Source organism: Pseudomonas sp. TH37 (assembly GCF_016650735.1).
Classification (GTDB): domain Bacteria; phylum Pseudomonadota; class Gammaproteobacteria; order Pseudomonadales; family Pseudomonadaceae; genus Aquipseudomonas; species Aquipseudomonas farris.
The window spans coordinates 100,025-122,251 of record NZ_JAEKFD010000012.1 but is presented as its reverse complement, the minus strand read 5'-3'; the positions used below and the strand labels follow the sequence as shown (position 1 = coordinate 122,251).

Sequence of the window (22,227 nt, the reverse complement as noted above, 5' to 3'; positions counted from 1 at the left end):
CCGTAGGAGCTGCCGAAGGCTGCGATCTTTTTGGCTGCACGCCTATTTCAATGCCGTACTCAACGGCAACCGCGCCATGTGCCGTGCTTTCAGCGAACCCAGATACAACCAGTCCCCATACTCGCGCACGGTGGTGATGGGTGAGTAGTTGCCGCTGCTGGCGTCCTGCAGATTGGCAATCACTTTACCGTCGAGGTCCAGGCCGAGGGCAAAGGCGCGGCTCTCCACCGGTTTGGGCAGGACCGTCATCGCGCGCACGATCATTTTGCGTACCAGAGGGTAGGGCGCCGTGGCGTCGAGCAGTGCATTGCGCGGTGCATACAGCGCCACCCAGAAACGGTCGCGACCATTGAATGCCAGGTTGTCCGGCAGCCCTGGCAAATTGTCGATGAACAGATCGTGGGTTCCGGCTTTCGGCCCGGTCAGCCAATAGCGGCTGATGCGATAGGCACCGGTTTCGTTGACCAGCACAAACGCATCGTCAGGCCCCAGGGTCACTCCGTTGGCGAACTCCAGCTTATCCAGCAAGACCGTCGTCGTGCCGGTCTGGAAGTCATAACGCAGCAATCGGCCGTCGCCGCCGTGCTCGATGATTGCCTCGCCATCCTTGCCGTAACCCCAACGGCTGGAAGCATCGCTGAAATAGGCGTAATGCCCGGGCTTGTCGATGACCACGTCATCGGTAAAACCGAAGGGCACGTTGTTGGCCGTGGTGCTCAATGCAATCACACGGCCTTGAGCATCGAGCGACAGCAAACCCTTGACCCCGTCGGCGATCACCAACAAACCATTGGGATGGCGCGCCAGGCCCAATGGCCTGCCACCGGTATCGGCCAGCACCTTGGTGGTCTTGCCGTCGAGGCTGGTGCTAATCAACCGGCCGTCATGCAGACCGGTGATGAGGACGCCTTCCTCCAGCAGCAACGCCTCCGGGCCGTCGATGTCAGCGGCGCCGACACGCTCCACGCCTTTGAGGCGCTGATTGTCTGTGTAGATGCCGTCGATGAGGGAGGGCGCCGGTGACGGTGTCCAGGCGATCGGCTGGACTTTGGTCGGTAATAACAACAGGAGGCCGCCAATCACAATGATCAACAGCAACAATAAATGCCGAAACTTGAGGGCTCTCACGCGGTGACTCCTGTCGAGGCCAGATGTTTTTGCGCCATCTCGCGTAACGCCAGCATCGATTGCGCCGATTCACGCTCGATGCGCCGCTTGAGCAACAGTCGATTGGTGATGCGCATCACCATACCGCTGAAGCAATATTCCAGAGTGCGGACAAACCGCGTGCCGTCGCCCTCAGACTCGCACTCGTAAGTCACCACCAACGATAGCCCATGATCGCCCCAGGCCCGAGCGCTCCAGCGGCGACCGGGCAGGTATTCATCGACCTCCCAGCGCAAATGCCCCTCACGGCCGCCGGCCCGAATGTCTTCCTCGAACCGCGCCCCGGCATACAGCGGGCCGCTCTGGCCATCGACCTTGAGGGAGGAGGGATGCCACTCCGGCCAACGTGTCGCGGTGCTGGCGTAGGCGAGCACGGTGAGCGGATTTCCAGCGATGTCGACCACGTGCTGCAGACGGGTGGGCGTTCTCGTCAGGTGCGGGGATGCTTGCTCCGGTTCCCAGTACAAGGTTCCGAACAGGTAATCCATCAGTGGAAACACGATATTGAAATTGCGCTCCTGCATCAGCTCACGGCGATGGTGCAGTGCGTGCAGACGGCGCATCTGGCGGATCCATGGCAGACGTGTCATCGGGTTGCCGGGTGGTAGATGTTCGCAGGCATGGAACACTTCATAAGTCAGGTAACCGAGGACCATGCAGCCGCCGAACAGCCCCGCGACGTTGCCGTTGATCTGAGCCAACAGCCACCAGGCGGGCGCGGTGATGACGAGGGTATGCAACACGATCAGCCAGGCCGGAAACAGAATCACCCGCCAGTCCCGGGCGCTGTCGTAGGTCATGTGGCCGGGGGTGAAAAAGCTGTGATGATCACCGGCGTGACGGGCGTAGAACATTCGCGCCAGATGCTTCTTGTGGTGCCCCAGATGCCGATGTACGACATAGACACCGAAGTTGAAGAACAACAGGGTCAGCGGCACCGTCAGCCATTCCAGGGGGTGTACCTGATGCACGGTGCTCCAGAACGCGCCGATGGCCAGCAACCCGAACAGCAGCACAAAGGCGCCGTGCAGCCAAGGGTTGTAGAGCGGATGAATATCGGCACGGTAGCGCGCGCGGAATGCTTCGGTGGTCTGCCTCACTGCGTTCACCTGTGGTTATTGTTATAACCAGCAGATTAGTCGATCCCGCCGCAGAGGCTGGCCCAACCTTGAGGACACAAGCGCCATGCTCCGGTGCAAGGCGCCTGGCGTCAGGTCAACGGGTTCCAGCGCTGGGACCAGTCGTCGTCCGTCTTGATCACTTCGCGCAGCAAATCGAAGGCTCGTTGCAAGGTCGCCGAGTCGCGGTCCCGGGAGTAGACCAGGTAGGTCGGATAGCTGAACTCCGGAGCCTTGGGCACTGGCTCCAGCACGCCGCTTTCCAGGTAGCTCTGGACCACGCGGGTGCGGAAATAGCCGCTGCCGCCGTTTTCCAGAATGTATTGCAAGGCCAGCGGGCCGAGGTTGAAGCTCAAGGCTGCCTTGGCCTTCTCCGGCAATGCGGCATCGTGCTGACGACGGAAGTCCGGGCCCCAGTCGATATACACGTAAGGATCGGGTCGTCCGGCCAAGCGTACCAGGATGAGTTTTTCTTCCAGCACTTGCTCGACTTGCAGACGCGGCCAGTACTCGGGCTGATAGACCAGCGCCGCATCCAGCACCCCCAGCTCCAGTTGGCGCAGCAGGTTTTCGCCGTCGCGGATTTCCATGCGCAAGGCGTGGCTGGGGATTTTCTCGCGCAGTTCGCCGGCCCAGCTGAGCATCAACGGGTTGCACAGACTGACCTCGCCACCGATGTGCAGCACGTCGCGGTAGCCCTCGGGCAGCGGCAAGTCCCGGCGCGCCGCTTCCCAGGTTTGCACCAGTTGATTGGCGTAAACCACAAAGGCCTCGCCGTTCGGCGTCAGGCGCGCCCCGGCGCGGTTGCGCACGAACAGCGTGCTGCCGAGCTGACTTTCGAGCTTCTGCACGCGGGCAGTGATCGCGGTTTGGGTGACGTGCAACTTTTCAGCCGCCGCGGCCAGGCTGCCATGGCGGACGATTTCCAGAAAAGTGCGGGCGAGGTCGATGTCCATGGGCTGGCCGATGTGGGAGGTGCGGGCATTGTAAGAGCAGGCGCCGCCAGCGGATACCGTCTGTGGCGAGGGAGCTTGCTCCCGCTGGGGCGCGAAGCGGCCCCAAAACCTGCCACTGCAGTTCTTCAGATGCACCTTATCGGATGGTTTACGACTGCTGCGCAGCCGGACGGGAGCAAGCTCCCTCGCCACAGATTTCACTGCCCGACCTAATTACTTCATGCCAAACAATCAATCTGCCAATTCAATTTCCTTCACCTGCGCCCATTCAGCCACCAACCGCTGAGGCGTGCCACACGCCTTGCGCTTGAACACAAAATTTCGGCACTTCTCGGCAAACTGTTTGCGGTTCTGCACCATGTCCAGTTGCATCTCTTCCAGCTCGGCATTGCGACTGTGCTGCATCAGTTGAGTATCGAGCTGGCTTTTACGCTCGCGCACCGCCTGATACGCCGGATCACTCAATGCACCATTGGCCCGCTGCAACAACCACAGGCCAAACTCGTCGGGGCAGCGCGGGCCGATTTCCTGGACCATGCCCAGTTTCAAGGCCTGGGCAGCGCTGATTGGCAGACAGTCTTCAGTGAGCTTTTCCGCCATTGCCCGGCCGACGGCGCGGGGCAGGCTGTAGGTCCAGTACTCGGAGCCGTACAGGCCCATGGTTTTGTAGTGGGGGTTGAACACGATGTCGGACCGGGCGAAGACGATGTCGGCGGTCAGCGCCAGCATCACGCCGCCGGCCCCGGCGTTGCCGGTCAGGCCGCTGACTACCAGTTGCCGGGCGCTGAGCAGTTCCTGGCAGACGTCATCGATGGCCTGAATATTGGCCCAGGCTTCCAGCCCTGGAACCGCTGCGGCCTGAATCACGTTGAGGTGCACGCCGTTGGAAAAACTGCCGCGCCCGCCCTTGATCAGCAACACTTGGGTATCCCGGCACTTGGCCCAGCGCAGGGCTTCCACCAGTCGCTGGCACTGTTCGGTGCTCATCGCGCCGTTGTAAAACTCGAAGGTCAGTTCGCCGACATGGCCTGATTCGCGATAGCGGATCGGTTGATAGGACTCATTGTTGAAGGGCAGGGAAGCGATCGACCAATCAAGGGTCGGTACTTGCACCAGCTGCTCGGCGAGCACATGCCGGGCCGGGCGTTTGAAAGTTTCTTCACCGGGCTGGGGTTTGCTTCGCAGCGAGCCGATCCACAGGCTGCTATCGCCGGTCGCCACCAGCACCGCATCGTCGTGCACCGCGAGAATCTCCCCCGGCGTGCCGCTGCGCGAATCCAGGTGAGCGTCGTACAGGTAATACTGACCGCCAGCCAGGCTCGCCAATACGCCGGGCTGGCCATCGGCAGCGTCGATGCAGCGTTGGATGAAGCGTGAGCTGTCGTGCCAGCTGAAGGAGCGGACGGCTTGCTTCATGTTCGGCTGCAAGCGGCCAATCACATGGCGTTGGCTGTAATCCAAGGGCACCGGAACAAAACCGGCGATGAATTTTTCCACGACTTCGCGAATGCAGGAGATCGCGGCATCGCTGACGCGCCCGTTGTACAACTCGGATTTGCGCAAGCCTTGGGGCAGGTTGAATTCACAGGTGGCCCAGACCGGTCCGGCATCCATTTCCTCCACCGCTTGCAACGCGGTCACGCCCCAGCGGCCGAGTTCACGGGTGATCGCCCAGTCCAGCGCACTGGCGCCACGGTCGCCGACAATGCCCGGATGAATGATCACCACGGGACGCTGGCGGTTGCTCCATAACTGTTGCGGTACCCGGTCCTTGAGGAACGGGCTGATCACCAGATCGGCGCCCGAGTGTTCGATTTGCTCGCACACCGCGTCACCATCGGTGAACAGCACCACGCTGGGCGAGTGGCCGGCTTGATGTAAATCCAGCCAGGCCCGTTGGGTCAGCCCGTTGAATGCTGACGCCAGCAGAATGATTTTTAATGACCGCATGATTGACTCTTCCTTGAGAATAACGGGTCGCAGGCTCCCAATGAGCCGTCCGTGGCCTTCGATGGAAGCGCGATAGTAGTGATTGCGAGGGAGTGAGCAACTGATCGAGGTCAAGCTTGTGTCAGTGGGTATTTCATTGGCGGCCGAGCGGCTTATTTCTGTGGGTGAGTGGATCCTGATTTTTTTATTGCTTCAAATGTATGTGGGGAATGCTGGGGTTGAAAATCAAAAGACCGCAGCCTGCGGCAGCTCCTACAGGATTTACATTCACCGAAATATTGCGGGTGAAATCGATCCTGTAGGAGCTGCCGCAGGCTGCGATCTTTTCTCTTTTTCAGAACGCAAAACACGAACAGCCAAACGCCCCCCAGAACCCTTGAAAGTCACTGACCGGCGCTGACGACAACCGCGCCCGCTCATGGCTGTGGGCATGCACCGCGCAAGCGCCCACGCACTGGTGCACTTGCGCGGTCAGCGGCGCCAGTGGTTTCCAGTGTCCCGGTACATTCACCACGGGCGACCACTCAGGCACCACCGGGATAGGCGGTGGTCCCAGTTTTTCGAACTCCACGCTGCCGTAGACGATCTTGCCATCGACAATGGTCAGCACCGACTCGATCCATTTGATGGCTTCGTCTTCGATGTGAAAGTAATCCGCCGACAGTGCGATCAGGTCCGCCAGTTGCCCGACCTTGATCTGGCCTTTCTTGCCTTGTTCGGAAGAAAACCAGGCGCTGCCGTGGGTGAACAGTTCCAGCGCCGTATCGCGGCTCAAGCCTTGCGGGTACAGGGCCAACCCGCCGACGGTGCGGCCGCTGACCAGCCAGTACATCGAGGTCCAGGGGTTGTAGCTGGACACGCGCGTGGCATCGGTGCCGGCGCCCACCGGCACACCCTCGGCCAGCATGCGCGCGATCGGGGGTGTCGCTTCAGCCGCCTTCGCGCCATAACGGTCGACAAAGTACTCGCCCTGGAACGCCATGCGATCCTGGATGGCGATACCGCCGCCCAAGGCTTTGACCCGTTCAATGTTCCGTGGGGTGATGGTTTCAGCATGATCGAAGAACCATGGCAAGCCGTCGAACGGAATATCCCGATTGACCTTCTCGAACACGTCGAGCATGCGGCTGATGGATTCGTTGTAGGTGGCGTGCAGGCGGAAGGGCCAGCGCTGTTCCACCAGATGCCGCACCACCGGTTCCAGCTCCTGCTCCATGGTTTGCGGCAGGTCGGGGCGGGGTTCGAGGAAGTCTTCAAAATCCGCTGCCGAGAACACCAGCATTTCCCCGGCACCGTTGTGCCGCAGGAAGTCATCGCCCTGACCGTAATGGGAAGTGCTGGTCCAGTTTTTGAAATCGGTCAGCTCTTCCTTGGGTTTTTGAGTGAACAGGTTGTAGGCAATGCGCACCGTGAGCTGCTGGTCTTTGGCCAGTTGCTGGATGACTTGATAATCGTCTGGATAATTCTGATAACCGCCGCCGGCATCGATGGCGCTGGTGACGCCCAGCCGATTGAGTTCGCGCATGAACTGGCGGGTCGAGTTGACTTGATACTCCAGCGGTAACTTCGGTCCCTTGGCCAGGGTCGAGTAAAGGATCATCGCATTGGGTCGGGCAATCAGCATGCCGGTGGGGTCGCCACTGGCATCGCGCTGGATCTCGCCACCCGGCGGGTTCGGCGTGTCGCGGGTATAACCGACGACTTTCAGCGCGGCACGGTTGAGCAGGGCGCGGTCGTAGAGGTGCAGGACGAACACTGGGGTGTCCGGCGCTGCCTTGTTCAGTTCTTCAATCGTCGGCAGACGCTTCTCGGCAAACTGGAATTCGTTCCAGCCACCGACCACTCGCACCCATTGCGGCGTCGGCGTGCGATCGGCCTGCTCCTTGAGCATGCGCAAGGCATCGGCCAGGGACGGCACGCCTTCCCAGCGCAGTTCGAGGTTGTAATTCAGGCCCCCACGGATCAAGTGCAGATGGGAGTCATTGAGCCCCGGAATCACCGTTCGTCCATGCAGGTCGATGATCTGGCTGCCGGGGCCTTGCAGCGCCATGGCCTGGGCATCGCTGCCGACCACCACGAAGCGTCCGTCCTTGATCGCGACGGCGCTGGCCTGGGGTTTCTTGCGGTCGACGGTGTGCAGGCGTCCGTTGTAAAGAATCAGATCGGCCGGGGCATCGGGCATGGTTTTACTCCCTGCGAATAGTGGGCTGACCCAGGCACCGACGGCGCCTGCCGAAAGGCCTTGCAATACACGGCGACGACTGAAGTCGTTGTGCTCGTCAGGTGGGCTCATGGCAGCGCTCTCCAGAAAGTTCTTCACAAAGAAGCGGGGATCAACAGCCGATGTCTGACGCATGCGGCCAGAAGGAATATAGTCGGCAAATCCGCAGATAGCCGTTTTCCGAGGGCGAAAACGACGAATCCCGCCACGAGGGGCGGGATTCGTTTGCAGCCAGACGTGCTCCCGAAAGACGGGAGCGGCGTGTTTAGGCCGGGAACAGCTCGGACAGTTTCATGGCCAGCATCATGTCGCCTTCAGCGCGCAGTTTGCCGCTCATGAACGCTTGCATGCCGTCGGTCGAACCGTCAACGATGCCTTCCAGGGTTTCGCCGTCCATTACCAGAGTGACCTGGGCGTCCGGGTTCTCGCCTTCTTGCAGGTCGCAGGTGCCGTCTTTGACGATCAGCGAGAAGTTCTTGGTGTCGTCGATGCGGAAACCGAATACCAGGTCCAGACCGGCAGCAGCGGCTGGGTTGAACTTGGCTTTCATTGCTTGTACGGCATCAGCTACGGAGGTCATGGTTCGATCCTTTCTTGGGTAATAAGAGCTGGGTGATTACAGCCAGGGTCACAATAATCCGGACTCAGCGAAACGTGATGAGTTCCGGGGCCTTCAGCAGTTGCAGGTGTGCATGACTGTTGAAGGAAGCCAGGGCCACCTCGCGACCACGAAACTTAAGCAGGTTGAGCGAGGTGTTGACGATTTGCCAGTTCAGTTCAAACGCCTGCTTTGCGGGCATTTGTGTGATGAGGTGGAGCAGGGCAGTGATAGTGCCACCGGAAGTGAACACGGCGATTTTCTGGGTATTGTCGGCTTGTTCGAGCAATCGATGCAGACCGGCCTGCACGCGTTCGACAAAACCCAGCCAGCTCTCCAGGCCCGGCGTGTCGTAGGTGCCGGCGAGCCAGCGCTCGATGATCAAGGCAAAGATACGTTGGAACTCAGCACGGTTTTGTGCGGCGTTGCGCAGGATATCCAGCGCTTGGGGCTCGTCCTCCAACATGGCCGGCAGCAGGGCACGGATCACCGCGTCGGCGTCGAATTCGTTGAAGGCGGAATCGATTTCCAGCACCGGCACCGGCATCCCGACGGCGGCGAATTGTTCCAGCGCGCTGTTGGCGGTGTGTTGCTGGCGGCGCAGGTCACCCGACAGGCAGCGATCGAAGCTGACACCGAGTTCGGCCAGGTGCTGGCCGAGGAGTTCTGCCTGGCGAATTCCGGTCGGCGACAGGACGTCATAGTCGTCTGCACCAAAGGAGGCCTGGCCATGTCGAATCAAGTAGATGCTGCCCACGTCCGCGTCATCCCGGTACGTTGAAGGTTTGGCGAGGTTATGAGGATGGCGGTGAGCTGTCAATGAAAAAACATACGCTTGTTTGAAATGCCCGTTACAGGCCCGTTGCCAGAGGTTTCACGGCTGGCCGTCAGGCCGGCGGATGGGTATGCTGGAGGTATCCCGCGCGTGTTTACCCCGCGCATTGATTGAAGGAGTCCCTGTGGAGCTTTTGTTCGAGTACGCCATTTTTCTGGCCAAGGCCGTGACTCTGGTGATCGCCATTCTGGTGGTCCTGGCCAGTTTTGCGGCGTTGCGCAGCAAAGGTCGGCGCAAGTCGGCCGGGCAGTTGCAAGTCAACAAACTCAATGATTTCTACAAAGGGCTGCGCGAACGCCTGGAGCAAACCTTGCTCGACAAGGATCAGCTCAAGGCCCTGCGTAAGTCCCAAGCTAAAACCGAGAAAAAACAAAAGAAGACACCCGAGGCCAAACCGCGGGTGTTCGTGTTGGATTTCGACGGTGACATCAAGGCGTCGGCCACTGAGAGCCTGCGCCACGAAATTACCGCACTGCTGACCCTCGCCACGCCGAAGGATGAAGTGGTGCTGCGCCTTGAAAGCGGCGGCGGCATGGTTCACAGCTATGGCCTGGCGTCTTCGCAACTGGCGCGGATTCGTGAAGCCGGCGTGCCGTTGACCGTGTGCATCGACAAGGTCGCGGCCAGCGGCGGCTACATGATGGCGTGCATCGGCGAGAAAATTATCAGTGCGCCGTTCGCGATCCTCGGCTCGATCGGCGTGGTGGCGCAGTTGCCCAACGTCAATCGCCTGTTGAAAAAACACGACATCGACTTTGAAGTACTGACGGCCGGCGAGTACAAGCGCACCCTGACAGTGTTTGGCGAAAACACCGAGAAGGGCCGGGAGAAATTCCAGGAAGACCTGGACATCACCCATCAGCTGTTCAAGAACTTCGTTTCCCGCTATCGCCCGCAATTGGCCATCGACGAAGTGGCCACCGGAGAAATCTGGCTGGGCATTGCGGCGCTCGACAAGCAACTGGTAGATGAACTCAAGACCAGCGATGAATACCTTGCCGAACGCGCCAAGCAGTCCGAGCTCTACCATTTGCATTACGCCGAACGAAAAAGCCTGCAGGAGCGCATCGGCATCGCGGCCAGCGGTTCGATCGATCGTGTATTGCTGAGCTGGTGGAGCCGCTTGACCCAGCAACGCTTCTGGTAAGCACCGTCGCGTAATCGTTTATGCCGGACACAAAAAAGCCCTGAACCGGATTTCCGATTCAGGGCTTTTTGTTGTACGCGTACTTAGCGGCGACGGAACAGCGGCAGCGGTTCGTCGGTAGCAGCCTGATAGGTCACCGAGAAGTCCTTGAGACCTTCCAGGGCTTCATACGGGTCTTTATCGGCGCGGATCGCAAAGGCGTCGAAACCGCAGCGGTGCAGGTAGAACAGCTGGTCGCGCAGCACATCGCCAATCGCCCGCAGTTCGCCTTTGAACCCATAACGGTCACGCAGCAGGCGGGCGTTGGAGTAGTTGCGCCCATCGGTGAAGGCCGGGAAATTCAGGGCGATGACCTGGAAATTTTCCACGTCGTCACCGATTTCTTCCGCTTCTTCATCGGCGTCCAGCCACACACCCAGGCCACCATCGCGGGCCTTGAGCATGCGGCTGTGTTCGCGCCACAGCTGCAACGGGACGATCAGGTCGTCGCAATTGCTGATCTCGTCGATGTTGAAGTCCTTCGGCAACAGGTGCCAGGTTTCGTCGACGACTTCGTTGTTCTTAATTATTCGCTGCATAGACGCGCTCCTTGAAGAGGTCGATGCCGATACGCTGATAGGTGTCGATAAAGCGTTCGTCTTCGGTACGTTGTTCGATGTACACGTCGATCAGCTTCTCGATCACGTCAGGCATGGCTTCCTGTGCGAAAGACGGGCCGAGGATCTTGCCCAGGCTCGCATCGCGACTGGCGCTGCCACCCAGGGACACCTGGTAGAACTCTTCGCCTTTCTTGTCCACCCCGAGGATGCCGATGTGGCCGACGTGGTGGTGACCACAGGCGTTCATGCAGCCGGAGATATTCAGGTCCAGCTCGCCAATGTCGAACAGGTAGTCCAGGTCTTCGAAACGACGCTGGATCGATTCGGCGATCGGGATCGATTTGGCGTTGGCCAGGGAGCAGAAGTCGCCGCCCGGGCAGCAGATGATGTCGGTCAGCAAACCGATGTTCGGTGTGGCGAAACCTTGCTCGCGCAACTCGCCCCACAGGGCGAACAATTGGCTCTGCTCGACATCGGCCAGAATGATGTTCTGCTCGTGGGAGGTGCGCAGCTGGCCGAAGCTGTAGCGGTCGGCGAGGTCGGCAACGGCATCGAGCTGCTTGTCGGTGATGTCGCCTGGCGCAACGCCTGTCGGCTTCAGAGACAGCGTCACGGCTACGTAACCCGGTTTCTTGTGGGGCAGGGTGTTGCGGGTGCGCCAGCGGGCGAAGCCTGGGTGCTGTTTGTCGAGTTCGGTCAGTTCGGCAGTCTGGTTGTCCAGAGCCTGGTATTCCGGATCGACGAAGTGTTTGGCCACGCGATGCACTTCGGCCTCGGTCAGCGTGGTCTGGCCACCGCGAAGGTGTTCCATTTCCGCGTCGACTTTCTGCGCGAACACTTCAGGTGTCAGGGCCTTGACCAGAATCTTGATCCGCGCCTTGTACTTGTTGTCGCGACGGCCGTAGCGGTTGTAAACCCGCAGGATGGCGTCGAGGTAGCTCAACAGGTCCTGCCATGGCAGGAACTCGTTGATGAACGCGCCCACCACCGGCGTACGGCCCAGGCCGCCACCGACCAGCACACGGAAACCCAGTTCGCCCGCGGCGTTGTGCACCGGCTCAAGGCCGATGTCATGGACTTCGATGGCCGCACGGTCGGACGTCGAACCGTTGATGGCGATTTTGAACTTGCGCGGTAAATAAGCGAATTCCGGGTGGAAAGTAGTCCATTGGCGCACGATTTCGCACCACGGACGCGGGTCAATCAACTCGTCGGCCGCGACACCGGCGAACTGGTCGGTGGTGACGTTGCGCAGGCAGTTGCCGCTGGTCTGGATCGCATGCATCTGCACGGTCGCCAATTCAGCCAGGATGTCCGGGATGTCTTCCAGAGCCGGCCAGTTGAACTGCACGTTCTGCCGGGTACTGATGTGGGCGTAGCCCTTGTCATAGTCGCGGGCAATCTTGGCCATCATTCGCGTCTGGCGCGAAGTCAGTTGGCCATAAGGCACCGCCACCCGCAGCATCGGCGCGAAGCGCTGGATATAAAGGCCATTTTGCAGGCGCAGGGGGCGGAATTCTTCTTCGCTCAGCTCGCCTGCCAGATAGCGTCGGGTCTGATCTCGGAACTGCTTGACGCGGTCCTCGATGATCCGCTGATCGTACTCGTCGTATACGTACATATAAGTCCTGTTCTCAGGCTTGGGCCGGTCGGATCCAGTTGCGTTTTTCGCTTGCTGAAGTTTCCGATACTGCCTCGGCAATTCTGCGCGCACGGCCGCGCACTCCCAACGGAGCGGAGGCAAGATACCAGTTTGCAGTTATGCGCAAAAGTGATGTTTGAGTATATGTAAAGAACCAAAACGACTAATGAAACTCATAGGAGCAAAACCCACATTTGTGGTGCGGGCAATCATCGTCTTAACTGTGCTCGAGTCTTTATGCAATCACCGATAAAACCGACAAGAGGCGATGCAATGAGCAACCCAACCAAAGCAGGGAAAAGCGATAGCACGGTAGATGCTTGGGCGATTTTGTTCCTGATCATCCTGGTCGTGGGCACAGCGGTGTTCTGGGTCAGCCATCAATAAACGACCCCGTCCGGGCCCGGCGCCGACGATTGTCGGACAGACGCCGGAATAAGCGCCGTTCCAGGGACTTCGCTGGCTATAATGCGCAGCGGATTTTCGGGGGCTCGGACGTTTAATGTTGAAGTTCTTCTGTGGTGTAGTGCTGGCGCTTGGTACGGTCTTGGGGCCGTGTGCCCAGGCGGCGTCCGTATTGTTCCTCAATCCGGGAACCACCCAAGAGGTGTTCTGGGTCAGTTACTCGCAGTTCATGCAGGCCGCGGCCAAGAATCTGGGCATGGATTTGCGCATCCAGTATTCCGAGCGAAACGCTGAAACCACTCTCAAGCAGGCCCGCGAAGCCCTGCAAGGGCCGAATCGACCGGACTATCTGGTGTTCGTCAACGAACTGTACGTCGCGCCCGAAATCCTGCGCCTGGCTCAAGGCAGCGGTGTGAAGCTGTTTCTGGTCAACAACGGCCTGACCGCAGACCAGATGCGCCTGCTCGGTGCCCAGCCGGACAAGTATCCCGACTGGTTGGGCAGCCTGGTGCCCAACAATGAGGAGGGCGGCTACTTGATGCTCAAGGAGCTGATTCGCCTGCATCGTCCGGTCGCGCCCGGTCAGGTCATTGATCTCGTGGCCTTCTCTGGCCTGAAGATCACGCCAGCCGCGCAACAGCGTGAGAAGGGCATGATGCGGGCATTGGCCGAACACCCTGAAGTGCGGTTGCGTCAGTTGGTCTACGGCGGCTGGACCCGCGAGCGCGCCTATGAGCAGGCCAGGTTATTGTTCAAGCGTTATCCGCACACGTCGCTGGTCTGGTCGGCCAACGATGAAATGGCCTTTGGCGCCATGCAGGCCTTCGCCGAAACGGGCGGCCAACCCGGCAAGGACGCGCTGTTCAGCGCCGTCAACAATTCACCGACTGCGTTACAGGCGCTGTTGGAAGGGAGGTTGAGTGTGCTGTTGGGCGGGCACTTCACTCTGGGTGGTTGGGCCTTGGTGCAACTGCATGACTACGATATGGGGGTGGATGTCAGCCAGTACGGTGGGCGCGACCGGCAGATTCCGTTGTTGCAGCTGATCAATCACGCACAAGCCAAGCGGTTGCTGGCGTTGAGTGCTACTCAGGATTATGGCGTGGATTTTCAGAAACTCTCCGCCAAGGGGCGACCGACGTCGTATCGCTACCCGTTCAGCTTGCAAGCCCTGATGCACTGAGCCGGTTCAGATACCCGCCAGGTACACCACCAGTTTGACGATGCCAAACAGCGTCAACGCGAACACTGCCGTGAACAGAATCCCCAACATCACGAAATGACTCGGCTTGCCGTGGCTGAAATCCCGAGCCCGATTCTTCCCGCTCTGCACCCCGAAAGCCGCCGCCATGACGCTGTGCAGCATCTGCCAGAAGGTCGGCGGTTTGTTGTTGTCGACTGGATCGTCCATAAATCCCCCGTCATCAATGTATGAGAGGTAAGCATAGACAATACACCCGAAACCTGTGGGAGCGACCTGTGGCGAGGGGGCTTGCCCCCGTTTGAGTGCGTAGCACTCACAAGATCTTTGATACATCAGAGATTTTGGGGGTTGCTTCGCAGCCCAACGGGGGCAAGCCCCCTCGCCACAGGTCGCTCCCACAGGGGATGGGGATTAGTTGTCGTAACCCAGGTTAGGCGCCAGCCAGCGCTCGGTCACGCTCAACTCCTGACCTTTGCGCGAGGTGTAGCTCTGCACCTGATCCTTGTCGATCTTGCCCACGGCGAAATACTGCGCCTGCGGGTGAGCGAAGTACCAGCCGCTGACTGCTGCCGCCGGGAACATGGCGTAGTGCTCGGTGAGGAACACGCCGCTGCGGCCGGCCTTGAGTTCTTCCGCTTCCGGGTCAAGCAGCTTGAACAGCGTGGCTTTCTCGGTGTGATCCGGGCACGCCGGGTAGCCCGGAGCAGGGCGGATGCCGGTGTATTGCTCTTTGATCAACGCCTCGTTGTCCAGTGTCTCGTCCTTGGCATAGCCCCAGTAGTCTTTACGCACCTGTTGGTGCAGCCACTCGGCACAGGCCTCGGCCAAGCGGTCGGCCAGGGCCTTGACCATGATCGAGTTGTAGTCGTCGCCCGCATCCTGATAGGCCTTGGCCACTTCTTCGGCGCCGATCCCGGCGGTGGTGATAAAACCACCCACGTAGTCGGTCACGCCGCTGTCTTTGGGCGCGACGAAGTCGGCCAGGGAGAAGTTCGGTTTGCCGTCGGTCTTGATGATCTGCTGGCGCAAGTGGTGCAGCTTGGCCAATGGCTTGCCGTCATCGCCGTAGACTTCGATGTCATCGTCACGCACCTGATTGGCCGGCCAGAAGCCGAACACCGCACGGGCGCTGATGAGTTTTTCGTCGATCAGCTTGGCGAGCATTTCCTGGGCATCGGCGTACAGCGCGGTGGCGGCTTCACCGACCACTTCGTCCTTGAGGATGCGCGGAAACTTGCCGGCCAGGTCCCAGGAGATGAAGAACGGTGTCCAGTCGATGTATTCGGCCAGCACCTTCAGGTCGATGTTATCCAGCACCTTGGCGCCGGTGAACGTCGGTTTGACTGGTTCGTAGCTGCCCCAGTCGAACTGCGGCTTCTTGGCGATGGCCACCGGGTAGCTCAGGCGTTCGGTACGGGCGCTGCGGTTGGCGGTGCGCTCGCGAACGTCGATGTATTCCAGGCGAGTCTTCTCGACGAAACCGGCCTTCAGCTCCTTGGACAGCAACTGCGTCGCCACGCCTACAGCGCGGGAGGCGTCGGTGACGTAGATCACCGCGTCGTTGCTGTACTTGGGCTCGATCTTCACCGCTGTGTGCGCCTTGGAGGTGGTCGCGCCACCGATCATCAATGGCAGATGGAAGTCCTGACGCTGCATCTCGCGGGCCACGTGAACCATTTCGTCCAGCGAAGGAGTGATCAAACCGGACAGGCCGATGATGTCGCATTTCTGTTCTTTGGCGACTTGCAGGATCTTCTCCGCCGGCACCATCACGCCGAGGTCGACGATGTCATAGCCGTTGCAGCCCAGCACCACGCCAACAATGTTTTTGCCGATGTCGTGTACGTCACCCTTGACCGTGGCCATGAGGATCTTGCCCTTGGCTTCCGGCTTGTCGCCTTTTTCCAGTTCGATGAACGGGATCAAGTGGGCCACGGCCTGTTTCATCACGCGGGCGGATTTCACCACCTGCGGCAGGAACATTTTACCGGCGCCGAACAGGTCGCCGACGATGTTCATGCCGGACATCAGCGGGCCTTCGATCACTTCGATCGGGCGAGCAAAGGAGAGGCGCGACTCTTCGGTGTCTTCCACGATGTGGGTGGTGATGCCCTTGACCAGCGCATGTTCCAGACGCTTGTTGACGTCCCAGTTGCGCCACTCTTCGGTCTCGGCTTCCTTGACACTGCCGTCGCCCTTGTACTTGTCGGCAATGGCGAGGAGAGCGTCGGTGCCTTCCGGGGTGCGATTGAGGATCACGTCTTCGACGGCGTCGCGCAGTTCGGCCGGAATCTGGTCGTAGATCTCCAGCTGACCGGCGTTGACGATACCCATGGTCAGGCCATTACGAATCGCATACAGCAGGAACACCGAGTGAATCGCCTCTCGCACCGGGTTGTTGCCACGGAACGAGAACGACACGTTCGATACGCCGCCAGAGGTCAGGGCGTACGGCAGTTCATCGCGGATGTAGGCACAGGCGTTGATGAAGTCCACAGCGTAGTTGTTGTGTTCTTCGATACCGGTGGCCACGGCGAAGATGTTCGGGTCGAAGATGATGTCTTCCGGCGGGAAGCCGACGTCGTTGACCAGAATGTCGTAGGAGCGTTTGCAGATTTCTTTCTTGCGTGCTTCGGTGTCGGCCTGACCGGCTTCGTCGAAGGCCATCACCACCACGGCGGCGCCGTAGCGTTTGCACAGTTTGGCGTGATGAATGAACTGCTCGACGCCTTCTTTCATGCTGATCGAGTTGACGATGCCCTTGCCCTGGATGCATTTGAGGCCGGCTTCGATCACTTCCCACTTGGAGGAGTCGATCATGATCGGGACGCGGGAGATGTCCGGTTCACCGGCAATCAGATTGAGGAAGGTCACCATGGCCTTCTTCGAATCGAGCATCCCTTCGTCCATGTTGATGTCGATCACCTGGGCGCCGGCTTCGACCTGCTGCAGGGCGACTTCCAGGGCTTCGGTGTAGTTGTCTTCACGGATCAGACGGGCGAACTTGGCGGAACCGGTGATGTTGGTCCGCTCGCCGACGTTGACGAACAACGAGCTGCGATCGATGGTGAACGGCTCCAGGCCCGAAAGGCGGCAAGCCTTGGGAATGTCCGGAATCTCACGCGGCGCATAACCGGCCACTGCTTTGGCGATGGCTTCGATGTGGCCCGGTGTGGTGCCGCAGCAGCCGCCGACGATGTTCAGGAAGCCGCTTTGGGCGAATTCTTCGATGACCTTGGCGGTTTCCGATGGCAGTTCGTCGTACTCGCCGAATTCGTTCGGCAGGCCGGCGTTCGGGTGCGCCGACACGTAGGTGCTGGCCTTGTTCGACAGTTCTTCCAGGTACGGGCGCAGTTCACTGGCGCCCAGGGCGCAGTTCAGGCCGACGGAGATCGGCTTGGCGTGGGCCACGGAGTTCCAGAACGCTTCGGTGGTCTGGCCGGAGAGGGTGCGGCCAGAGGCGTCGGTGATGGTGCCGGAAATCATGATCGGCAACTCGACGCCCAACTCTTCGTAAACACCCTGCACAGCGAAGATCGCAGCCTTGGCGTTGAGGGTGTCGAAGATGGTTTCGATCAGGATCAGGTCGGCGCCGCCTTCGATCAGGCCTTTGGTGGCCTCGGTGTAGTTTTCCACCAGTTCATCGAAGGTCACGTTGCGGTAGCCGGGGTTGTTCACGTCAGGCGACAGCGAGCAGGTGCGGCTGGTAGGGCCAAGTACGCCGGCGACGAAACGCGGCTTGTCCGGGGTTTCCAGGGTCTTGGCGTCCGCCACCTTGCGCGCCAGGCGTGCGCCTTCTACGTTGAGTTCGTACGCCAGGCCCTGCATGCCGTAGTCGGCCTGGGACACTTGGGTGGCGTTGAAGGTGTTGGTTTCCAGAATGTCGGCGCCGGCATCCAGGTAGGCTTTTTCAATAGCGCCAATCACGTCCGGGCGCGTCAGCACCAACAGGTCGTTGTTGCCTTTTACATCGCTCGGCCAGTCGGCGAAGCGTTTGCCACGGTAATCCTGCTCCTCGAGCTTGTAGCTCTGGATCATCGTACCCATGCCGCCATCGAGAATCAGGATGCGCTCTTTGAGGGCGTGCTTGAGAGCTTGAAGGCGAACGCTGCGATCGGACATTTGGACTACTCGGTAAGGCCATGACGAAGGGGCGGGATAATAACAAACCTGTGCGCTTTTGGAGCATGTGCGGGTTTTGCATGAATATCGTTCATGTTGGTGCGCGGGCCACACCGGTAGAATCGCGGCGTTTTCTCATGATCAGGACCAGGGATATGTCGTATCGCGTCGTCACCAGCCTATTGATGCTGTTTTTAAGCGGGGGCGCCGCTGCACAAGGTCCGGATATTTCCTACGTTCGCGACATTCAACCGATCTTCACCGAAAAGTGCGTCGCCTGCCATGCCTGCTACGATTCCGCCTGTCAGCTCAATCTGGGCAGTGGCGAAGGGGTGGCCCGAGGCGCGACGAAGGCGCCGGTCTATGACGGTGAGCGCCGCCAGGCCGCAGCGCCGACCCGGCTGTTTTATGACGCCTTTGGCAAACGTGCCTGGCAGCAAAAAGGCTTTTATTCGGTGCTCGACGCCCAAGGCAGCCAAGCGGCGCTGATGGCGCGGATGCTCGAACTGGGCCACAAAACCCCGTTGCAACCTAACGCCAAATTGCCGGAAGACATCGTCCTGGGCCTGAACCGGGAAAACATGTGCGCCATGCCGGCGGAGTTCGACGGCTACGCCAGCGTCCACCCTAAAGAAGGCATGCCGTTGGCGGTCACCGGCCTGACCGATCAGCAATACCAGACGTTGCAACGCTGGCTAGCCTCCGGCGCGCCAATTGATGAGCAGGGCCTGGTGCCCAGCGCCAAGGAAGCCTTGCAGGTGGTGCAATGGGAAAACCTGCTCAACGCGCCGGGCGCCCGGGAGAGCCTGGTCGGGCGCTGGTTGTTCGAGCACTGGTTCCTGGCGCACATCTATTTCAAGGACGGCGAGCCGGGGCATTTCTTTCAGTGGGTACGTTCGCGCACGCCGACGGGGCAGCCGATCGATCTGATTAACACTCGCCGCCCGAATGACGATCCGGGCACTCAGGTCTACTACCGTTTGTGGCCGGTGCAAGGCGTGATCGTGCACAAGACCCACATCACCTATCCGCTGAGCGCGGCGAAGATGGCGCGGATCAAAAGCCTGTTTTACAGCGGCAATTGGCAGGTCAACGCACTACCGGGTTATGGGCCGGAGCGACGGGCCAATCCGTTCACGACCTTTGAGGGCATCCCGGCTCAGGCGCGTTACCAGTTCATGCTCGATAACGCCGAATACTTCGTGCGCACATTTATTCGTGGCCCTGTCTGCCGCGGCCAGATCGCCACCGACGTGATTCGCGACAACTTCTGGGCGCTGTTCCAGGCCCCGGAGCATGACCTTTACATCACCGACCCGAATTATCGCGGCCAGGCCACGCCGTTGCTGGCGATGCCGGGGCAGAACGATGACGTCGGCAGTGTCCTGAGCCTGTGGCATGACTACCGCGACAAACGCAACGAGTACGAAGCCTTGCGCCGCGACAGCTACGCCGACCTGCCGGCACCGAGTTGGTCGACCCTGTGGGCCGGCAATGACAACGCTTTGCTGAGTATTTTCCGGCATTTCGACAGCGCCTCGGTGAACAAAGGCCTGATCGGTGACGTCCCGCAAACCATTTGGCTGTTCGATTACCCGTTGCTGGAGCGCACGTATTACCAGTTGGCGGTCAACTTCGATGTGTTCGGCAACGTTTCCCATCAAGCCCAGACCCGGTTGTACTTCGACCTGATTCGCAACGGTGCCGAGCAGAATTTCCTGCGTCTGATGCCGGCCGACTCACGGGACGGCTACCTCGACGATTGGTATCAGAACGGCGGCAAGTTCAAGATGTGGCTGGATTATGAGTACATCGATAATGACAAACCAACGGCGCTGACGCTGGACGAAAAGGACCCGAAACGCGATTTCGCCCTGCAATTGCTGGCCCGGTACGGCGACCTCAATGCCAAGCCCGACCCGATCAACCGCTGCGACGGCGCTTATTGCTCGCGGCCGAACATCGACCTGGCGTTGCAGAACGCCGAGCAGGCCTTGAGCCGCCTGACTTCACGTCCGGCTGCGGGGCTGAAGGTCATCGATCAGTTGCCGGAAGCCACGATGTTGCGCATCGAGACCCAAAGCGGCAAGCGCGAGGTTTATAGCCTGCTGCGCAACCGCGCCCACAGCAACGTGGCGTTCCTGCTCGGTGAGTCGCTGCGCTATCAGCCGGGGCTCGATACGTTGACGATTTATCCGGGTGTGCTCAGCAGCTACCCGAACTTCATGTTCAACATCCCGGCCGGCCAAGTGCCCGCGTTCGTCGATGCGATGGAAAATGCCAAGGACGCTGCCAGTTTCGAGAAAATCGTCGAACGCTGGGGCATTCGCCGCAGCCATCCGCAGTTTTGGCAGTATTTCCATGATCTGAGCCGCTACATCCACGACACCGACCCGGTGGAAGAGGGCGTGCTGGACATGAATCGCTACGAGAATCTTTGATGCACGGAATTTAGAAGTGCCTGCGACCCAGTGTGGGAGCGACCTGTGGCGAGGGGGCTTGCCCCCGTTTGAGTGCGCAGCACTCACAAGATCTTCGGTATGTCAGAAATTTTGGGGCTGCTTCGCAACCCAACGGGGGCAAGCCCCCTCGCCACAGGTCGCTCCCACAGTGATCAGTGCATCTTTCCCGACAAAAATACTAGGACTTTGTCCGGCGCGATGATTGGCGTAAACTGCGTCCAAGCCTGCGAGGAGTTTCCATGACCGCTATTACCATTACCGACGCCGCCCACGATTACCTGGCTGATCTGCTCTCCAAGCAGAACACCCCGGGCATCGGCATCCGCGTCTTTATCACCCAGCCTGGCACCCAGTACGCCGAAACCTGCATTGCCTACTGCAAGCCGGGGGAAGAAAAACCTGAAGACACGGCGCTGGGGCTCAAAAGCTTCACCGCTTACATCGACTCGTTCAGCGAAGCATTCCTGGACGATGCGGTAGTCGACTACGCCACCGACCGTATGGGCGGCCAACTGACCATCAAGGCGCCAAACGCCAAAGTACCGATGGTCAACGCCGACAGCCCGGTCAACGAGCGCATCAACTACTACCTGCAAACCGAAATCAACCCGGGGCTGGCCAGCCACGGCGGTCAGGTCAGCCTGATCGATGTGGTCGAAGACGGCATCGCCGTGTTGAAATTCGGCGGCGGCTGCCAGGGCTGCGGCCAGGCAGACGTCACCCTGCGCGAAGGCATCGAGCGCACCTTGCTCGAGCGTATTCCTGAGCTCAAGGGCGTTCGTGACGTGACCGACCACACGCAGAAAGAAAACGCCTACTACTAAGGTGTTCGCTGCAAAAACGAAAAAACGGTGCCCGTGAGCGCCGTTTTTTTATGGGTGATCGATAACCTGTGGCGAGGGGGCTTGCCCCCGTTGGGTCGCGAAGCGGCCCTCTACATTTTTCCGATGCACCGAGTTGTCTGGTTTACGACTGCTGCGCAGCCGAACGGGGGCAAGCCCCCTCGCCACAGGGAGTGGTTGGCTCAAGGGGGGGGTGGCTCAAGGGCGATACAAATGCGCATGCCCCGCGCGATACAACGACGATTCACTGAAATGATCGCTGCCCAACACCCGGCCCACCAGAATCAGCGCCGTGCGGCGAAATCCCTTGGCTTCAACCTTCCCGGCAATATCCGCCAGCGTCCCCACCACCCAATCCTGATCCGGCCAGGTTGCCCGATGAATCACCGCTATCGGGCAATCGGCGCCGTAGTGCGGGAGCAATTCGACGAGGATCTTCTCCAGATGATTGACCCCCAAGTGGATCGCCATGGTCGCCCCATGCTGCGCCAGACTGCCCAGCTCTTCACCGGCCGGCATCGCGGTCTTGTCGGCGTAGCGGGTCAGAATCACGCTTTGTGACACGTCCGGCAAGGTCAGTTCAGCACCTAAAAGCGCTGCGCAGGCTGCGGTGGCGGTGACGCCGGGAATGATTTCGAAAGGGATCTCGAGTTCACGCAAGTAGCGAATCTGCTCGCCAATCGCGCCGTACAGGCTCGGATCGCCGGAATGCACCCGGGCCACGTCCTGGCCGTTGGCATGGGCGGTCTTGATCAGCTCGATGATCTGTTCCAGGTGCAATTCGGCGCTGTTGACCACCTGTTCGGCCCGGTGGCCCTCCAGCACGGCGGCGGGCACCAGGGAGCCTGCATAGATGATGACCGGGCAGCTACGAATTAGCCGCTGGCCTTTGACGGTGATCAGTTCCGGGTCGCCGGGGCCTGCGCCAATGAAGTAGACGGTCATCGTCGTTTCCTGTC

At 60.0% G+C, this 22,227-nt stretch carries 16 protein-coding genes; 4 read left to right on the top strand and 12 right to left on the bottom strand.

Annotated features, from left to right (window positions below; all coding sequences use genetic code 11):
- Positions 1-42 precede the first annotated feature (42 nt).
- From JFU11_RS25015 to JFU11_RS24985, 7 genes are all read right to left on the bottom strand, one after another.
- Entirely contained in the window at positions 43-1,128 is a 1,086-nt protein-coding gene (locus JFU11_RS25015; protein WP_201062425.1) for an SMP-30/gluconolactonase/LRE family protein, read from the bottom strand.
- Positions 1,125-2,267: an SRPBCC family protein gene (locus JFU11_RS25010; protein ID WP_201062424.1), complete on the bottom strand. Its 1,143-nt coding sequence runs from the start codon at positions 2,265-2,267 to the stop codon at positions 1,125-1,127. The genes JFU11_RS25015 and JFU11_RS25010 overlap by 4 nt, the downstream gene beginning before the upstream one ends.
- Before the next feature lie 110 nt (positions 2,268-2,377).
- The gene (locus JFU11_RS25005) at positions 2,378-3,241 is read right to left on the bottom strand and encodes a LysR family transcriptional regulator (protein ID WP_123356843.1); all 864 of its coding nucleotides are present in this window, start codon (positions 3,239-3,241) and stop codon (positions 2,378-2,380) included.
- A gap of 231 nt (positions 3,242-3,472) precedes the next feature.
- The gene (locus tag JFU11_RS25000; RefSeq protein WP_201062423.1) at positions 3,473-5,191 is read right to left on the bottom strand and encodes a hydrogenase maturation protein; all 1,719 of its coding nucleotides are present in this window, start codon (positions 5,189-5,191) and stop codon (positions 3,473-3,475) included.
- Between the two features lie 334 nt (positions 5,192-5,525).
- Positions 5,526-7,373: an amidohydrolase gene (locus JFU11_RS24995; RefSeq protein WP_123722456.1), complete on the bottom strand. Its 1,848-nt coding sequence runs from the start codon at positions 7,371-7,373 to the stop codon at positions 5,526-5,528.
- Positions 7,374-7,677: 304 nt separating this feature from the next.
- Positions 7,678-7,992 carry an SCP2 sterol-binding domain-containing protein gene (locus tag JFU11_RS24990; RefSeq protein WP_123722367.1) on the bottom strand — a complete coding sequence of 105 codons (315 nt, stop codon included), beginning with the start codon at positions 7,990-7,992 and terminating at the stop codon, positions 7,678-7,680.
- Positions 7,993-8,056: 64 nt separating this feature from the next.
- The gene (locus JFU11_RS24985) at positions 8,057-8,767 is read right to left on the bottom strand and encodes a histidine phosphatase family protein (RefSeq protein ID WP_123722368.1); all 711 of its coding nucleotides are present in this window, start codon (positions 8,765-8,767) and stop codon (positions 8,057-8,059) included.
- A gap of 202 nt (positions 8,768-8,969) precedes the next feature.
- Between JFU11_RS24985 and sohB the strand changes: the two genes are divergently transcribed.
- Entirely contained in the window at positions 8,970-9,992 is a 1,023-nt protein-coding gene (sohB, locus tag JFU11_RS24980; RefSeq protein ID WP_201062422.1) for a protease SohB, read from the top strand.
- An 83-nt stretch (positions 9,993-10,075) separates the two neighbouring features.
- On the opposite strand, the gene JFU11_RS24975 is transcribed toward sohB, so the two are convergent.
- Both JFU11_RS24975 and JFU11_RS24970 read right to left on the bottom strand, forming a co-directional pair.
- Positions 10,076-10,570, bottom strand: a complete 495-nt coding sequence (locus tag JFU11_RS24975) for a DUF934 domain-containing protein (RefSeq protein WP_038982933.1) — start codon at positions 10,568-10,570, stop codon at positions 10,076-10,078.
- Entirely contained in the window at positions 10,554-12,212 is a 1,659-nt protein-coding gene (locus JFU11_RS24970; protein ID WP_123722370.1) for a nitrite/sulfite reductase, read from the bottom strand. Before JFU11_RS24970 ends, JFU11_RS24975 begins: the two co-directional genes overlap by 17 nt.
- Positions 12,213-12,735: 523 nt before the next feature.
- Between JFU11_RS24970 and JFU11_RS24965 the strand changes: the two genes are divergently transcribed.
- On the top strand, positions 12,736-13,821 hold the full coding sequence (locus JFU11_RS24965; protein ID WP_201062421.1) for an ABC transporter substrate-binding protein: 1,086 nt from the start codon (positions 12,736-12,738) through the stop codon (positions 13,819-13,821).
- A gap of 6 nt (positions 13,822-13,827) precedes the next feature.
- Here JFU11_RS24965 and JFU11_RS24960 read toward each other — a convergent pair whose 3' ends face one another.
- Together JFU11_RS24960 and metH are read right to left on the bottom strand one after the other, a co-directional pair.
- Positions 13,828-14,049: a DUF2970 domain-containing protein gene (locus JFU11_RS24960; protein WP_123722372.1), complete on the bottom strand. Its 222-nt coding sequence runs from the start codon at positions 14,047-14,049 to the stop codon at positions 13,828-13,830.
- 204 nt (positions 14,050-14,253) lie between these two features.
- Positions 14,254-17,964, bottom strand: a complete 3,711-nt coding sequence (gene metH, locus JFU11_RS24955) for a methionine synthase (protein WP_201062420.1) — start codon at positions 17,962-17,964, stop codon at positions 14,254-14,256.
- Positions 17,965-18,119: 155 nt separating this feature from the next.
- Here metH and JFU11_RS24950 point away from each other — a divergent pair, with 155 nt between their 5' ends.
- Together JFU11_RS24950 and nfuA are read left to right on the top strand one after the other, a co-directional pair.
- The gene (locus tag JFU11_RS24950) at positions 18,120-20,405 is read left to right on the top strand and encodes a fatty acid cis/trans isomerase (protein WP_123722374.1); all 2,286 of its coding nucleotides are present in this window, start codon (positions 18,120-18,122) and stop codon (positions 20,403-20,405) included.
- A 260-nt stretch (positions 20,406-20,665) separates the two neighbouring features.
- A complete protein-coding gene (gene nfuA, locus JFU11_RS24945; protein ID WP_007898222.1) occupies positions 20,666-21,250 on the top strand; it encodes a Fe-S biogenesis protein NfuA in 585 nt (194 codons plus the stop codon).
- A 216-nt stretch (positions 21,251-21,466) separates the two neighbouring features.
- Here nfuA and cobM read toward each other — a convergent pair whose 3' ends face one another.
- Positions 21,467-22,213, bottom strand: a complete 747-nt coding sequence (gene cobM / locus JFU11_RS24940) for a precorrin-4 C(11)-methyltransferase (RefSeq protein WP_123722375.1) — start codon at positions 22,211-22,213, stop codon at positions 21,467-21,469.
- Between the last annotated feature and the right edge of the window lie 14 nt (positions 22,214-22,227).

What these genes read in the sequence shown, in the direction of transcription:
- JFU11_RS24960 (WP_123722372.1), bottom strand. Translation starts at nt 14,049, where the DNA reads ATGGACGATCCAGTCGACAACAACAAACCGCCGACCTTCTGGCAGATG.
- metH (WP_201062420.1), bottom strand. Translation starts at nt 17,964, where the DNA reads ATGTCCGATCGCAGCGTTCGCCTTCAAGCTCTCAAGCACGCCCTCAAA.
- JFU11_RS24975 (WP_038982933.1), bottom strand. Translation starts at nt 10,570, where the DNA reads ATGCAGCGAATAATTAAGAACAACGAAGTCGTCGACGAAACCTGGCAC.
- JFU11_RS24950 (WP_123722374.1), top strand. Translation starts at nt 18,120, where the DNA reads ATGTCGTATCGCGTCGTCACCAGCCTATTGATGCTGTTTTTAAGCGGG.
- JFU11_RS24970 (WP_123722370.1), bottom strand. Translation starts at nt 12,212, where the DNA reads ATGTACGTATACGACGAGTACGATCAGCGGATCATCGAGGACCGCGTC.
- JFU11_RS24965 (WP_201062421.1), top strand. Translation starts at nt 12,736, where the DNA reads ATGTTGAAGTTCTTCTGTGGTGTAGTGCTGGCGCTTGGTACGGTCTTG.
- JFU11_RS24990 (WP_123722367.1), bottom strand. Translation starts at nt 7,992, where the DNA reads ATGACCTCCGTAGCTGATGCCGTACAAGCAATGAAAGCCAAGTTCAAC.
- JFU11_RS24995 (WP_123722456.1), bottom strand. Translation starts at nt 7,373, where the DNA reads ATGCCCGATGCCCCGGCCGATCTGATTCTTTACAACGGACGCCTGCAC.
- nfuA (WP_007898222.1), top strand. Translation starts at nt 20,666, where the DNA reads ATGACCGCTATTACCATTACCGACGCCGCCCACGATTACCTGGCTGAT.
- cobM (WP_123722375.1), bottom strand. Translation starts at nt 22,213, where the DNA reads ATGACCGTCTACTTCATTGGCGCAGGCCCCGGCGACCCGGAACTGATC.
- JFU11_RS25005 (WP_123356843.1), bottom strand. Translation starts at nt 3,241, where the DNA reads ATGGACATCGACCTCGCCCGCACTTTTCTGGAAATCGTCCGCCATGGC.
- JFU11_RS25000 (WP_201062423.1), bottom strand. Translation starts at nt 5,191, where the DNA reads ATGCGGTCATTAAAAATCATTCTGCTGGCGTCAGCATTCAACGGGCTG.